16 protein-coding genes are annotated in these 14,147 nt (G+C 39.6%); 5 read left to right on the forward strand and 11 right to left on the reverse strand.

Translation table 11 applies throughout. From position 1 onward, the window contains the following. Positions 1-440 precede the first annotated feature (440 nt). The 4 genes from E0H79_RS09075 to ftsY form a co-directional block, all read right to left on the reverse strand. Positions 441-1,106: a DUF2057 domain-containing protein gene (locus E0H79_RS09075; protein ID WP_131261450.1), complete on the reverse strand. Its 666-nt coding sequence runs from the start codon at positions 1,104-1,106 to the stop codon at positions 441-443. 194 nt (positions 1,107-1,300) lie between these two features. Beyond that, positions 1,301-1,894 (reverse strand): nitroreductase family protein, encoded by a 594-nt coding sequence (locus tag E0H79_RS09080; RefSeq protein WP_004976581.1) that lies wholly within the window; start codon positions 1,892-1,894, stop codon positions 1,301-1,303. A 588-nt stretch (positions 1,895-2,482) separates the two neighbouring features. Then, positions 2,483-3,169, reverse strand: a complete 687-nt coding sequence (locus E0H79_RS09085; RefSeq protein ID WP_096901452.1) for a nitroreductase family protein — start codon at positions 3,167-3,169, stop codon at positions 2,483-2,485. Between the two features lie 206 nt (positions 3,170-3,375). Beyond that, positions 3,376-4,482: a signal recognition particle-docking protein FtsY gene (gene ftsY / locus E0H79_RS09090; protein WP_004976589.1), complete on the reverse strand. Its 1,107-nt coding sequence runs from the start codon at positions 4,480-4,482 to the stop codon at positions 3,376-3,378. Positions 4,483-4,653: 171 nt separating this feature from the next. On the opposite strand from ftsY, the gene E0H79_RS09095 reads away from it, so the two are divergent. Together E0H79_RS09095 and E0H79_RS09100 are read left to right on the forward strand one after the other, a co-directional pair. Continuing rightward, positions 4,654-6,003 carry a M16 family metallopeptidase gene (locus tag E0H79_RS09095; RefSeq protein WP_104851937.1) on the forward strand — a complete coding sequence of 450 codons (1,350 nt, stop codon included), beginning with the start codon at positions 4,654-4,656 and terminating at the stop codon, positions 6,001-6,003. 12 nt (positions 6,004-6,015) lie between these two features. Further along, positions 6,016-7,656, forward strand: coding sequence for a M16 family metallopeptidase (locus E0H79_RS09100; RefSeq protein ID WP_131261451.1), 1,641 nt, complete (start codon positions 6,016-6,018; stop codon positions 7,654-7,656). On the opposite strand, the gene E0H79_RS09105 is transcribed toward E0H79_RS09100, so the two are convergent. Continuing rightward, positions 7,553-7,870, reverse strand: a complete 318-nt coding sequence (locus E0H79_RS09105; RefSeq protein ID WP_004976594.1) for a hypothetical protein — start codon at positions 7,868-7,870, stop codon at positions 7,553-7,555. The genes E0H79_RS09100 and E0H79_RS09105 overlap by 104 nt on opposite strands. A 126-nt stretch (positions 7,871-7,996) precedes the next feature. Further along, positions 7,997-8,356, reverse strand: coding sequence for a hypothetical protein (locus E0H79_RS09110; protein ID WP_004976597.1), 360 nt, complete (start codon positions 8,354-8,356; stop codon positions 7,997-7,999). A gap of 219 nt (positions 8,357-8,575) precedes the next feature. Here E0H79_RS09110 and E0H79_RS09115 point away from each other — a divergent pair, with 219 nt between their 5' ends. From E0H79_RS09115 to E0H79_RS09125, 3 genes are all read left to right on the forward strand, one after another. Then, positions 8,576-8,809 carry a hypothetical protein gene (locus E0H79_RS09115; RefSeq protein ID WP_004976599.1) on the forward strand — a complete coding sequence of 78 codons (234 nt, stop codon included), beginning with the start codon at positions 8,576-8,578 and terminating at the stop codon, positions 8,807-8,809. Between the two features lie 151 nt (positions 8,810-8,960). Next, positions 8,961-9,335 (forward strand): DUF2750 domain-containing protein, encoded by a 375-nt coding sequence (locus E0H79_RS09120; RefSeq protein ID WP_004976601.1) that lies wholly within the window; start codon positions 8,961-8,963, stop codon positions 9,333-9,335. Positions 9,336-9,454: 119 nt separating this feature from the next. After that, positions 9,455-9,889 carry a CBS domain-containing protein gene (locus E0H79_RS09125; protein WP_004976604.1) on the forward strand — a complete coding sequence of 145 codons (435 nt, stop codon included), beginning with the start codon at positions 9,455-9,457 and terminating at the stop codon, positions 9,887-9,889. Between the two features lie 92 nt (positions 9,890-9,981). On the opposite strand, the gene trpB is transcribed toward E0H79_RS09125, so the two are convergent. The 5 genes from trpB to E0H79_RS09150 form a co-directional block, all read right to left on the reverse strand. After that, a complete protein-coding gene (gene trpB / locus E0H79_RS09130) occupies positions 9,982-11,190 on the reverse strand; it encodes a tryptophan synthase subunit beta (protein WP_131261452.1) in 1,209 nt (402 codons plus the stop codon). A 105-nt stretch (positions 11,191-11,295) separates the two neighbouring features. Then, positions 11,296-12,483, reverse strand: coding sequence for a vWA domain-containing protein (locus E0H79_RS09135; RefSeq protein ID WP_004976609.1), 1,188 nt, complete (start codon positions 12,481-12,483; stop codon positions 11,296-11,298). 14 nt (positions 12,484-12,497) lie between these two features. After that, positions 12,498-13,349, reverse strand: coding sequence for an AAA family ATPase (locus E0H79_RS09140; RefSeq protein WP_004976610.1), 852 nt, complete (start codon positions 13,347-13,349; stop codon positions 12,498-12,500). Positions 13,350-13,371: 22 nt separating this feature from the next. Continuing rightward, a complete protein-coding gene (locus E0H79_RS09145; RefSeq protein ID WP_096901448.1) occupies positions 13,372-13,755 on the reverse strand; it encodes a hypothetical protein in 384 nt (127 codons plus the stop codon). Between the two features lie 21 nt (positions 13,756-13,776). Beyond that, positions 13,777-14,085, reverse strand: coding sequence for a YcgL domain-containing protein (locus E0H79_RS09150; protein ID WP_004976615.1), 309 nt, complete (start codon positions 14,083-14,085; stop codon positions 13,777-13,779). Positions 14,086-14,147 lie beyond the last annotated feature (62 nt).

Raw genomic sequence — 14,147 nt, forward strand, 5'->3', positions numbered from 1 at the left:
CATTTTGAAGTTTTAATCTAAACTTCCAAATCTGGCTCATCAATTTTCTGACTTAAATTTCGCTCAAATAAACTTCGAGTAATTTAAACCAATCAATCAATGAAATATCTTCGATCAATCAATCAGTAAAAATCCACACAAGTTGTTCTTCATAATCTCTTAATGATTTCCTGTTATTTCGTCAATAACAGCACCAATTCAATCAACACTGCGTTGGTGTGTTGCGTATTCTATACAGTTTTTGAATAGACGCAATATATTTTTTAGTTTTTTTCAAAAAAAGCACCATCCGCCCAAATTTTAGACGCATTTCATATTTTTATCACACTTTTCTTATAATTTGTCTTTTTTTCGCACGTTACTGGATTGGTTTTTAAATAAATCCTTTTAAGGCGATAACAAAAAACAACCAGCTCAATGGAGCTGGTTGCAAATCAACATTAATTGGCTTGTTCTGCAAGCCATGACATGAATTTTTGTCGCTCTGCTTTAGTGGCTTGTTGCCACAATTGAATCAATTGTTGCTCTTTGCCCTGTGTTTGTTTTGCTGTAGGCAATGTTACTGAGGTGGTTTTCTCAGATGGCAACACTGCTGCCGCGGTATAAACTGCTGCTGGCTGATTGACCGCAGCACTATTTTGAGTGGTATCTACAGTTTTATTAAGCCAACTACCACCTAACCAACCAGTTGAGTTTACTTTAGCACCTGTTTGTTGTACCAGCAACTGATTCTTTTGATTATATAAACCAACGCTTGGTTGATCTTTGAATTCTTTTGCAGCATCGAAGTCTTTAGGTGGATTTACCAAAGCGAGTCGATAGTTTTCGCCATCTTGAAGAATTGGGGTTTTGAGTGTAATGACGTCTGATTTTAAAATATCGTGCGCACCATTATGATGTTCAAAATATTGTTGATAACGCAAGTTAATGACATTTTCACCCGCATTGACTTTCACTTGCTGTGCAGAACTGAATAAACCTGAACGAATTTGTTGATCATTTACAGCGAGCAACTTAATTTCTTCAGGTACTGCAATAGTTACTGCTGAAAATGCTGAACTACAAGCCATCAATGTAATACTTGCTATGCCTAATTTAAATGCCATATTTCACTCTATATCGTTTATTAAAGTTTGATTGCACTATGCAATGTATAAATGACAGTTTTATGACAATTCATGGGTTTAGGCATTTGCACATGAATAAGTAAGTTGTAAGGCACATCACTACCCCCAGAAACAAAAAAGTAGGATGAATCATCATCCTACTTTTTTGTCTGTGCAGTATGTGTTGCTAGAGCTTAGTTAAAGCTTTTGAAACGTGCTGCATCATCCATAAATGTTTTTTCACCAGCAGGTGCTTCAATTGAACCAAACACTAATTGTGCACGTAGTTTCCAGTTTGCAGGAATGTCATAAGTTTGCGCAACTTCTTCATCTACGATTGGATTGTAGTGCTGTAATGATGCACCCACATTGATTTCAGATAAAGCTGTCCACGCTGCGAATTGTGCAATCCCTGTCGAATGTTCTGACCATACTGGGAAGTTGTCTGCATATAGCGGGAATTGCTCTTGTAGACCTTTTACAACATCTTGATCTTCAAAAAATAAAGCTGTACCAAAACCTGCAATAAAGCTATTAATTTTTGCTTCAGTGTTTGCAAATGCTTCTGCAGGAACCATTTTATGTAAAGTTTCTAAAACGATGTTCCAAAATTGTGTATGCGATGCACCGTATAAAGTCACAACACGTGAAGTTTGCGAGTTAAATGCAGATGGGCTTAAACGAACTGCTTGTTTGATTGTACTTTCAATAGTTGCCTGATCTACAGAAACATTTTTACCAAGTGCATAGATTGAACGGCGTTTTTCTAATTGATTTAAAAATGACATTTTTAATTCCTCTGCAGAATTTTGTATAAATTAATTGATACAGCGATATTAAGCTTTTTATTCAGCATAAACATTACAAAAAATACGACAGTGTGTTTTATGTATAGAACGATTATAGTTATATAAAGTGACAAATGTATGTGACTGCATTTAGGGTCTGTTGACATTTCATAAATGGCTTGCGCTGTAGGCTAAAACTGAGCAGATCAGGCATGAAACGCAGGGAATAGCGAGACTATTGCCAAGTTTCATAACGCAATCTGAGAAAGTTTTAGCCACAGCCTGAGCAAAAACAAGCACTGCTTTGTTTGCAGCGCAAGGCGCAGCGAAGGACGAGCATATTTTTTGCTGCTATTGCGTTATGAGTCAGTCATTTAGAATGACTAAATTTCCTGCCTCATGCCTTATATCAGCTAAAAAACCTTGCGAGATATATCTCTCACGTCGCAAACATAGACGAAGTGTCAACAGACCCTATTACCTTTTATTCTATAGATATAGTCTATTGCAATATAAATATGCTGCGGTTCGCTCTTTGTAGCACATAATAATAAGCTGATTTGACCAATCTTCATCAAATGCTGTTATTTAAGCATAGACTTTAAATTGATTTTGATAGTGTGCATGACTCCGTTCGGTTACTTCTTCTTCAATTGATCCAAAAACGAGTTGTGAACGTAACAACCATGTATCTGGAATATCAAAATGCTCTGCCACAGCACGGTCTATGTTTGGATTATAATGCTGTAAAGATGCACCCACGCCTGAATCTGCCAATGCTGTCCACACTGCAAATTGCGCCATGCCTGAAGTTTGCTCCGACCAAATTGGAAATTCTGCAGCATTAAATGGAATTTTCTTTTGCAATTGACGAATCACTTGTTGATCTTCATAGAACAATACCGTGCCAAAAGCTGCTGCACATTGTTCGATTTTCATTTTAGTACCTGCAAAAACCTGCTCTGGTACAAACTGACGTTGTACTTCCTGTACTAAATTCCAAAATTTTTTATGTGATTCAGAAAATAAAATAACCACGCGCGTACTTTGTGAATGATGTGCCGATGGACAGCTACGCACAGCTTCCTGAATCAGCTCGGTCATATAAGTTTGGCTAAAATGAACGCGTTTTCCTAAAGCATAAATACTACGGCGCTTTTTTAATTGATCGATGAAAGTCAGTTCATTTGCGTCATAGTTCGGCTTTTTCTTAAGCTTAAAGTCTTTCGTGATATCTGCTGTAAGCACATGACCAATTTTATTTAACAGTGTCATTTTGACTTCCCCAAAAAATCAATCAAAATCAATCTAATATTTTTTCTTATTCTATATAGACGAAAGTGCTTTTATTCACATTCGTATTTTTAGCTGCTGCTTTTTACAACACTCAAACCCGCTAAAAACAACAAACTCCGCATTTTGCGAAGTTTGTGTGAAACTTACAGCATTTTACATTTTAGCTTTAAAACTTAATTCAAAACTTATTTTTCAGTTTCAAACAGTGCTGCAACAAATGCTTTGGCTGAGAATGGACGTAAATCATCAATTTTTTCACCCACACCAATAAAGCGAATTGGCACATGGCTACGGCTTGCAATGTTAAATAACACGCCGCCTTTTGCAGTGCCGTCCAGTTTAGTGATGGTGATGCCTGTTAAGCCAACAGCCTCATCAAACATTTCAACTTGGTTAATGGCATTTTGACCCGTGCCTGCATCCACAACCAACATCACTTCATGCGGTGCAGTCGCATCAATTTTTTGCATCACACGCTTAACTTTAGTCAATTCTTGCATCAGGTTGCTTTTGTTATGCAAACGTCCAGCAGTATCTGCAATTAACACATCAATGCCTTTGGCACGCGCACTTTCAAACGCATCGAAAATAACAGAAGCACTGTCTGCACCGTGACCTTGTGCAACAACGGCAACATCGTTACGCTCACCCCAAATCTGCAATTGTTCTGTCGCTGCAGCACGGAAAGTATCCCCTGCGGCCAACATGACTTTTTTACCTTCGCCTTGTAAGCGTTTCGCTAACTTGCCAATGGTTGTGGTTTTACCTACACCATTTACACCCACGACTAAAATCACATAAGGGGTTTTATTGGCATCAATATGTAAAGGTTTTACCCGTGGCGCAAGCAAAGCCACTAATTCTTCTTGCAAAGCCTTATATAAAGAATGTGAATAAATTAAGTCGCCACGCGCAGTACGCTCGGTCAAATTGGCAATAATGGTTTTCGTTGCATCTACACCAATATCTGCAACCAACAGTTGTTCTTCGACTTCTTCTAATAATTCATCATCAATTTCTTTACCGCCAATCAGAATATTCACCATGCCATCGGCAAAGTTTTTACGGGTTTTGGTTAACCCTTCTTTCATGCGACTAAAGAAACCACCTTTCGCAGGCGCATCCGTGTCTGATGATGTTTCTGCAGCATGTTCAGAGGTTTCTGCTTGTTGTAGAGGTGTTGTTTCAACAATCGGAATATTTACCGCTGGTAAATTCGGTAATGTGACATCATCATCTCCGATATCAGCATCAATCAAAAATTTATTTTGCCCATTAGATTGCTGTTGCATGCCGAATCCTTGAAAAGCATTGCGTTAAAAAATCGGATTCTAACATAAACCAATTGCTTTTACCTCGTATTCCAACCACATAGCCGCATACAAAAAATACCTACAGCAATCCTTGCCTTTCCGCTTTAATTTCTGAAAGATAAGCCGATAACGATTGATCTCCACTTGCTTATGTTCCAATTTTCGATGAAGTCTGTTTGTGCGTTGCTTTGGGGTTTAACAGCTTCGATTAGCCATGCTGAAGTTTTAGCTGCGAATAACACTTTTGAAACCACACTCAACAATGGTTTAAAAGTCATTATCCGTGAAGACCATCGTTCTCCCATGGTGATGACTCAAATTTGGTACAAAGTGGGCAGTAGCGATGAGTCCGGAAATACACTTGGGATTTCGCACGTACTTGAACACATGATGTTTAAAGGTACAGCCAAGGTGCCGAATGATGAATTTACCCGTTTAAGTCGTATTTATGGTGGCAGTGTCAATGCAGCAACCTTTACCAATTACACGAATTATTATCAGCTCTATCCCAAAACTTATTTCCCACTGGCTTTAGAGTTGGAAGCCGACAGAATGAGTAATTTGTTACTTCGCCAACAAGACTTTGAGCCTGAAATTAAGGTGGTAATGGAAGAACGGCGGCAACGTACCGATGATAATCCACGGGCTTTGGCTTTTGAACGCTTTAAATGGATTGCCTACCCAACCAGTCATTATCGCCAACCCATTATTGGGCACATGAAAAACTTGCAAAGCATTCAGCTGCAAGATGTACAGGCGTGGTACAAAAAATGGTATCGCCCCAATAATGCTATTCTAGTGATTGTGGGCGATGTAGATCATCAAGCCGCATTGTTGCAAGTCCAAAAGTATTTTGGAGATATTCCGAAAGCACCTACGCCACCGCGCAATGATGTGTTGGAGTTTGAACAATTAGGTTATCGGCACATGGAATTGTCTGCGACTGTGCAAGTTCCTAATTTATATATGGCTTGGAATGTCGGTTCATTGGCAACAGCTAAAAATCCTCAAAATGCCTTCGCGCTCACTATCATCAAACAACTGTTAGACAGTGGAATTACTTCACGTTTAGAACAGCGCTTGGTCAGAAACAATAAGATTCTTAGCTCAGTCAGTGTCAGTTATGACCCGTATCAACGTGGGGATAGTTTGTTTAGTATTTCAGCATTGCCTGCAGCAGGTGTAACGTTAAGCGAAGCACAGGTCGCGATTCAAAACGAAGTGGATACGCTAAAACAGGATTTGGTCAATTCAAGTGAAATTGAGCGCGTGGTGACTCAATTTGTGGCCAATTGGATTTATAGTCAGGATGATTTGGCAGGACAAGCCCGAACCATTGGCAATTTGGAAGTCAATGGATTCAGTCACCGTTTAATCGATGTTTTACCACAACACTTCCAAGCGATTACTGCCCAGGATCTGCAACGTGTTGCGCAAAGTTACTTTAACAAAGACAGACTTAGCACCTTGTATTTATTACCTCAAAGCACAACACCTTAAACTGTGATTTTCATGAAAAAACATCTATTCAGCACGCTTATTTTAAGCACTAGTTTTAGCCTATGTTCTGCTGGCTTTGCGATGGAAACTGCCACCAGAGCAGCGCATGATTTTGCTGAAACAGATGTAAGTACGCCTTTACAATCTTTGAGCTTGCTGCACAGTTTAAATGCCGTAAATGAATTGGTCGATGTTCGCGCTCCACAGGTATATGAATTAAAAAATCATCGACACGTACGCACTTTATTTGTCGAAAATCCTGCTTTGCCAATGGTTGATATCCAACTGACTTTTAATGCAGGTTCTGCCCGCGATGCAGAAATTGAAAAAGGTTTATTTGGCGTTGCCAATATGGCAGCCCAACTGATTGATGAAGGCACCAAGCGTTATAAGGCAGAGGAAATTGCCGCAGCCTTTGAAACCACAGGCGCACGTTTTAGTACCACGGCGTACCGCGATATGTTTGTGGTACGGCTAAGAACACTGTCTGATCCGCAGAAAATGCAAACTGCCGTCAAAATGATGCTGGAAATACTGAAACATGCAACTTTTGAGCGTTCTAATATCCAGCGTGTGCAAAGCAATACACAAATTGGGCAAAAACAACTGCAAGAAAATCCAAGCCGTTTAATGAATATTCGCTTATATCGCGCAATTTACGGACAACATGCCTATTCAGAACCCATTACAGGCACCAATGGCAGCATCAAACGGATTCAACCAAAGCACTTACAACAATTTAGAGATCAGTTTCTGGTCGCGCAAAATATGAACATTGCCATTACAGGCAAATTAACCTTAAAAGAAGCAGAAAAACTTGCCAATACCATCAGCGCACATATTGCCCAAGGTGTTGCAGCAACAGCTTTGCCACAGCCTACACCTGCAACACGTTTCAACATCCAGCATATTCCCTACCGGTCACAACAGGCGCATGTCAGTATTGCACAACTTGCGACTACACGGGATGATCCTGACTATTTGGCTTTAGAAATTGCCAATAAAATGCTGGGCGGCAGCAGTTTCAATTCAATTTTGATGAAAGAATTACGAGTAAAACGTGGCTACACTTACGGTGTTAGCAGTTCGTTTCGTTTTACCCAAGCAGCGGGTTTGTTTAGCTTAGGCTATTCTACGCGCCAAGATCAGTTACTCGATAGTATTCAAGTCGCTCACCAGAGCTTAATTCAGTTTGTACAACAACCTATGAATTTAGAACAATTAAAAGAAACCAAAGCAGGTTTAATTCGTGCATTTCCGAATCAATACAGCAGCAATGCCAGTATTAATGCCCAGCTTGGGCACATCGGTTTTTATCGACTTCCTGCAAATTATTTAAGTGATTATGCAGAACGAGTGGAAAAAGTTACCGCTGAAGATGTGCAACGTGCAATTCGCAAACATTTGCATCCTGATCGTTTAACTTTAGTAATTGTGAGCGAACATTTAGATAAAGCCGCATTGGTAAAAATGCTGCAGGACAATTTACTCGCACCAACATCTTTAACACCGACACCGCACAATATGAATAACATGCCAACAGAAAAAATTACTCTTGCACCAAGGCAGGAAGTTGTTGAGCCCGATCTTGCTCCATTTGATGTGCCTGCATCAACTTTAAATAATGCACATAACGAATCGGACGTTGATTGAGTAAATGAACTGCCATGTCTTGGGTATTGGCATACATAGATTGTTGTGACAAACGCTCAACATTTTGAAATTGTTGCACCCCAACTGGGCGATAAAGCGCAACACTTGCTAAAGTTAAAATAATAAAAATGATACTCAGCACAACAATATTATAAATTTGCTCGAGTTTCAGTTGAGAAATAAATTGAATCGTTTTTTGAATTGCGTTGTGCATGACCTACCTCTAATCGCCTTAGTGTAGGATGCCCTTGTGAGATGTACAAGTTAAACAGCTCAATTTTACTGTATCGTCACAGTAAAAATTGAGCCTTTTTCTACAAATTCTACAAAGGATTTAGCTTTAGCCAATCGTGCCACGAATTACCGCAAAGTATAAAACCAATGCAATGACTGCAAGCACCAAGAAAATAGCAAATACACTGACACCGCCCTCTGCTTCGGCAGGATGCAGTTCATCTTCATCGGCAATACGGAGTAATTCACCATCATAATTACGATAAAACTCTATACGATCGCTTCGCTCTAAAGTTTTAGCAAAGTCAGCCACACGTTTACGTTGCGCCAAGCAGTATTCACCTAAATGAACATCTCGACGGAAAATTACCTCATCTAGTTTTTTACGGTGATGATGTGCCAACTCAATAATTTGAGAAGTCAATGGAGGTACATCAAAAGCACATCCGTCTACGGATCTTGTCATGTTGTTCTCCTTTTTTATCATGCTTAGAGCTTTAGTTTAATCAAAATTAAACTTGTTCAATGTTTAATCATGTAAACTTGAAATATGCTCATTAACCCCGATAATTATTTGACAATTCAATCAAATTGTAATATTAGTTTAACAATAAAGCGTTAAATTGATATGAAGCCTAAAAGGTAGGCTTAAATAAGTAATCATAATTACAATAAGGAGTTTAATATGATTCAAACGATCTCTCACCATGACTTAGAGCATGTTTATGCAAATGCAGTAAACACGATTCATTCACAAATGAACTTCCAAGACGCGGTAAAACAACTCGAAGAAGCTGCACGTGCAGGACATGGTAAAGCGGCAATGTTCTTAGCAGAACTGTATTATCAAGGTTTCCGCGTAGAACGTGATTCATTGAAAGCGCAATACTGGCAAAACATGGCCACCATGCAAGCATAATAAAACGTCACTTAGGTGGCGTTTTTTTTGACCCTTTTTTTAGATGCTCCAACCATAAATACATATTTGTTTACGATTTTAAGCAAAGCTTAAACGGTATATTCATCAATTCTTTTTACAATATAGCCAAATTTTACAACCTTGCTTGATTATGAATCAGATTAACCAACTCCACCCTTTACCAAAGGATTTTCTGCTTAAAGTTACACTATTAAAATCAATGATGTACTGCGGTGTACTTTGGGGTTTATTCCATCAAGGTTGGGCAATGAGTTCAGATCACGATGATTATATTTTCCCTTTTTGGTTAAATGCGGTACAAGCGCATAAATATGCTGCTAAACACTGGCCACAATATAGTCCTCGTAAAATTTCCGCGCAGGATTTTGAAACTTTTTTATTACCAACGCTCACCCGTTTAAATGTCACGCCAACCTTGTTTGGTTCGTCAAGTCAAAAAATTAAACTGACCACTTCACAAATGAAGCATTTCTTTTTTAATGAACCTGCGTTAAATATTGCTTAAATAAAAACTGAATAGAATTGACGTAAAAATCAACAATCGTGACTCTAAAGTATTTGCAATTTTTACAATTCACGTTACTTTAAAAGTCAAACAATAAACAACAAATCAGGACACAGAATATGACCAAGGTAACTCACGTTTTACAAGATAAAGCACATCACGAAATTTACACAATTCGCCCAGAAGCAACGGTTTTAGAAGCAATTAGTTTAATGGCTGAAAAAGGCATTGGTGCGTTGGTGGTTACCGATCAAAACAATCATGTGGTTGGTATTCTGTCTGAGCGTGATTACACCCGTAAAGTTATTTTGATGGAACGAACTTCTAAAAGCACAACGGTTAGTGAAATTATGACTGCTAAAGTACTGACCGTGACCAAAAACACCAGTGTGAAAGAATGCTTAAACTTAATTACTGACCATCATTTACGTCACTTACCTGTACTTGAAGGTGAGCAGTTGGTAGGTTTAGTGTCGATTGGTGACTTGGTGAAAGCGACTATGGATGATCAGCGCAAACTGATCGAGCAGTTACAACAATATATTGCAAGCTAAGACACTGTTTTATAAAACCTGCCAAATATAAAGTAAAGATAAAAAAACCGCCTAAACTTACACATTTAGGCGGTTTTTCATATTCAGTAGAATTAATTCAAACCTAATTTTTCTGCTACATAGTCTGAATCTTTATCACCACGACCTGAAAGATTAACCACAATTTTCACGTTTTTTGCCATTTTTGGTGCTTCACGTAATGCCCACGCCACCGCATGTGAGCTTTCCAAAGCAGGTACAATACCCTCTACACGTGACAACGTCATAAAGGCATCTAAACATTCTTGGTCAGTTGCCGTTGAATACTCCACGCGACCAATGTCTTTTAAGAAGCTATGTTGCGGCCCCACACCTGGATAATCCAAACCAGAGGCAATAGAGTGCACTGGCAATGGCTCACCATGTTCATCTTCAAGTACATAACACGCCATACCGTGAAGCTGGCCTGGTTTACCCAAAGTTAGGGTTGCAGAGTGTTGATCTGTATCTAAACCATGCCCTGCAGGCTCAACACCCACAAGTTTCACTTCTGCATCATTTAAGAATGCGGTAAATGCACCCACTGCGTTTGAACCACCGCCCACACATGCCACGATATAATCTGGATTTACTCCAAAGCGTTCTTGGCTTTGCATTTTAATTTCATCACCTATAATAGATTGGAAATCACGCACCATTTTTGGAAATGGGTGTGGCCCAACCACAGAACCAATCGCATAAATAAAGTTTTTTGGGTCTTTTAAATATTCTTCAAAAGCGCTGTCCACTGCATCTTTTAAAGTGGCTGTACCGCGGGTCACTGAAATCAGGTTGGCACCTAGAATTTTCATTTTCACCACATTCGGGTGTTCTTTTTCAATATCCACCTGTCCCATGTGAATTTCACACGGAATTCCCACTAGCGCACATGCCGTCGCCAAGGCTACCCCGTGCTGTCCCGCACCAGTTTCTGCAATGACTTTGGTTTTACCCATATATTTGGCTAGCAATGCTTCACCTAAACAGTGATTGATTTTATGTGCACCTGTATGATTTAAATCTTCACGTTTCAAATAAATTTGCGCACCACCTAACTGTTCAGATAAACGCTTGGCATGGAATAAAGGACTTGGACGGCCAACATAGTGAGCAAACAAATCTTTTAATTCATTCTGAAATTCTGCCGTTTTACGAATTTCCTCATAAGCAACGTTAATTTCATCCATGGCTTCTTTTAAATGTGGTGGAATAAACTGCCCGCCATATTGCCCGAAAAAACCGTCTTCATTCGGTAATGCGATGCCATTGATTTGATGATCCATATCGATCCCCTCAGATTGAAATTCACGTTGCCTATCGTGTCTGCACTTACTTAGTCTTCGCCTAACAATCACTCAAAAGTTGAGTGATATTGACGAAAATGACGATTAACGCGCCAAATATTTAGTCATATCTTCAATGCCTTTTAAAGTCATTGGATACATATGATGTTCAAAAATTTGTTTAATTAAACCAATGGTATGTGTGTAATGCCAATAGCCTTCCTGTTCAGGATTCAGCCATGCGGTTTTTTCAAAATGCTGACGCAGACGTTGTAACCAAACTTGCCCTGCCTCATCATTCATATATTCTACCGAACCACCAATCGAATTCAGCTCATAAGGTGCCATACTCGCATCACCGACCACAATTACCCGATAGTCGCGTCCATAGGTATTCAACAAATCCCACGTATTCATACGGGTACTGCTACGGCGTAAATTGTCTTTCCAAACATAGTCGTATAAACAGTTGTGGAAATAAAAATATTCGAGGGTTTTAAACTCAGTTTTGGCCGCACTAAACAGTTTTTCACATTGGGCGATGTGTGCATCCATCGAGCCACCCACATCAAACAACATCAACACTTTGACGCGATTACGACGTTCTGGCACCAATTGCACATCTAAAATGCCCTGTTTGGCAGTTTCTCGGATAGTGCCATCAATATCCAATTCTTCAGCTGCACCTTGACGGGCAAATTTACGCAAACGACGCAGTGCCAATTGCATTTGTCGTGTACCTAAAATCTGTTCATCGTCTAAATTTCGATACTGACGCTGCTCCCAGACTTTAACAGCTGAACGCTTACGTCCAGGCCCACCAATGCGTACACCTTCAGGATGATCACCAAAAGCACCAAACGGTGATGTACCGCCCGTACCAATCATACGGTTGCCACCCTGATGCTTTTTATGCTGCTCGCGTAAACGCTCTTCCAGCATTTTCATCAATTCTTCTAAAGAACCTGCTTTTTTCAGCTCTTCGCGTTGTTCTGGCGTGAGATGTTTTTCTAATAGTTCTAAGTCGAACCAGTCTTTAGGCAATTGATGAACTTGCTGCAGTAAATCATCTAAATCAAAAGTGGAAATGCCATCAAAATAATCTTTCATGGCACGGTCAAACTTGTCAAAAAAACGCTCATCTTTGACCATGACGGTTTTAACAAGTTGATAGAATTCATCTTGATCTGCAAAAACCAGACCCGATGCCACCGCCTGATTTAAGTCAATCAATTCACGTGTGGTGACAGGTACACCGTAACGTCGCAAGGTATAAAACAAGCGCACGAACATGGCGTTGTCCTCCCTTAACGGCGCGACATAAAGGCTAAACGCTCAAGCAATTGCACATCTTGTTCATTTTTGATTAATGCACCGTATAAAGGCGGAATGGCTTTGCTTTTATCGCTATTACGCAAAATATCTTCCGGCATGTCATCTGCCATCAATAGGCTTAACCAATCAATTAATTCAGACGTAGATGGTGGTTTTTTTAAGCCCGGAACTTGGCGCAATTTAAAGAAAACTTGTAAAGCTTCTGAAACCAATGTGCTTGAAATATTCGGGAAATGCACATCGATAATATCGCGCATGGTCGCTTCATCTGGGAAATCAATATAATGGAAGAAACAACGACGTAAAAAAGCGTCTGGCAGCTCTTTTTCATTATTTGATGTGATGATCACGATTGGACGTTGTGTTGCCGTAATGGTTTCGCCTGTTTCATAAACATAAAACGACATTTTATCGAGTTCATGTAGCAGGTCATTTGGGAATTCAATATCTGCCTTGTCAATTTCATCAATCAACAACACACAGCGTTCTTCGCTGGTAAATGCTTCCCACAATTTCCCGGGTTTAATATAGTTTTTAACGTCATACACACGGTCATCGCCCAGTTGGCTGTCACGCAAACGCGACACTGCATCATATTCATATAAACCTTGCTGCGCTTTGGTGGTCGATTTAATGTGCCATGTAATCAACTTTAAACCCAAACTTTTAGCAACTTGCTCTGCCAATAAGGTTTTACCTGTACCTGGCTCACCTTTCACCAAAAGCGGTTTTTGCAAAGCACGTGCGGCTTTCACCGCAAGTTTTAAACTATCAGTCGCAATGTACTGATCTGTACCCGAAAATTGTTGCGCATCAACAGACATGATTTTACCTTAATTGTTTTAGTTACAGTGGTGAGGTATTTTTCTTGGCTTTATAAGTCGTTTGTTTAAGACAGTATCTTGACCAGAAATAACCGATCAATAAGCCAAGACCGATCACAAATAAAATGGCAGATAAATTAGACCAAACCAATGGGGTTTCTTTGGTTAAAACACCAAAAAGAAGTCCAAAGATGGCTGGGGCAAGTGCTGCATTGCTGCCTTCTGATACTGTTGGGGTAAGTAAAATTGCAAACAGCACAATCCAAGTGATACCACCTAACGGATTGGGCAAGCGTTTGGCAATTTCGTACCAGCACCATAAAATAATGGCACTCCCCAACAAATAAACAGAAACAGCAATTGCAGTTTCAGGAATTGAATCCAATCCAGTCATCACACTATTCATTTCTCAACTCCTGAATAAAGCTTAAGCACCACGTAAACCTTCTGGTTCAACGGCATTTGGGTTAATTAAGCCTTCTGGTGGCACTTGAATAAAGAAGCCACGTGTTTGAATAGAATCCATGACATGCAAAACATTCACACGTGCCAACTTACGGCTTTCAGACAGTTGCAAATCCATTACAAATGTCGCACGACCAAATGCAACTCGCATTGGCTCAGGTAAAACCTCTAGCGGGTTAAACGCTTCTGCTTGATCTTCAGTTTGCTCAGGACGGGCGATGTATAAATACATCTCATCTTTTTTGCTCGATTTATAAATTGAACAGTGCATAAACAACAAAACTCTAAAAACTCAGGCAAAGGATACAACAAAAAAAACCGAGATACATTAAC

The organism is Acinetobacter sp. ANC 5045 (genome assembly GCF_004331005.1).
Lineage (GTDB): Bacteria > Pseudomonadota > Gammaproteobacteria > Pseudomonadales > Moraxellaceae > Acinetobacter > Acinetobacter towneri.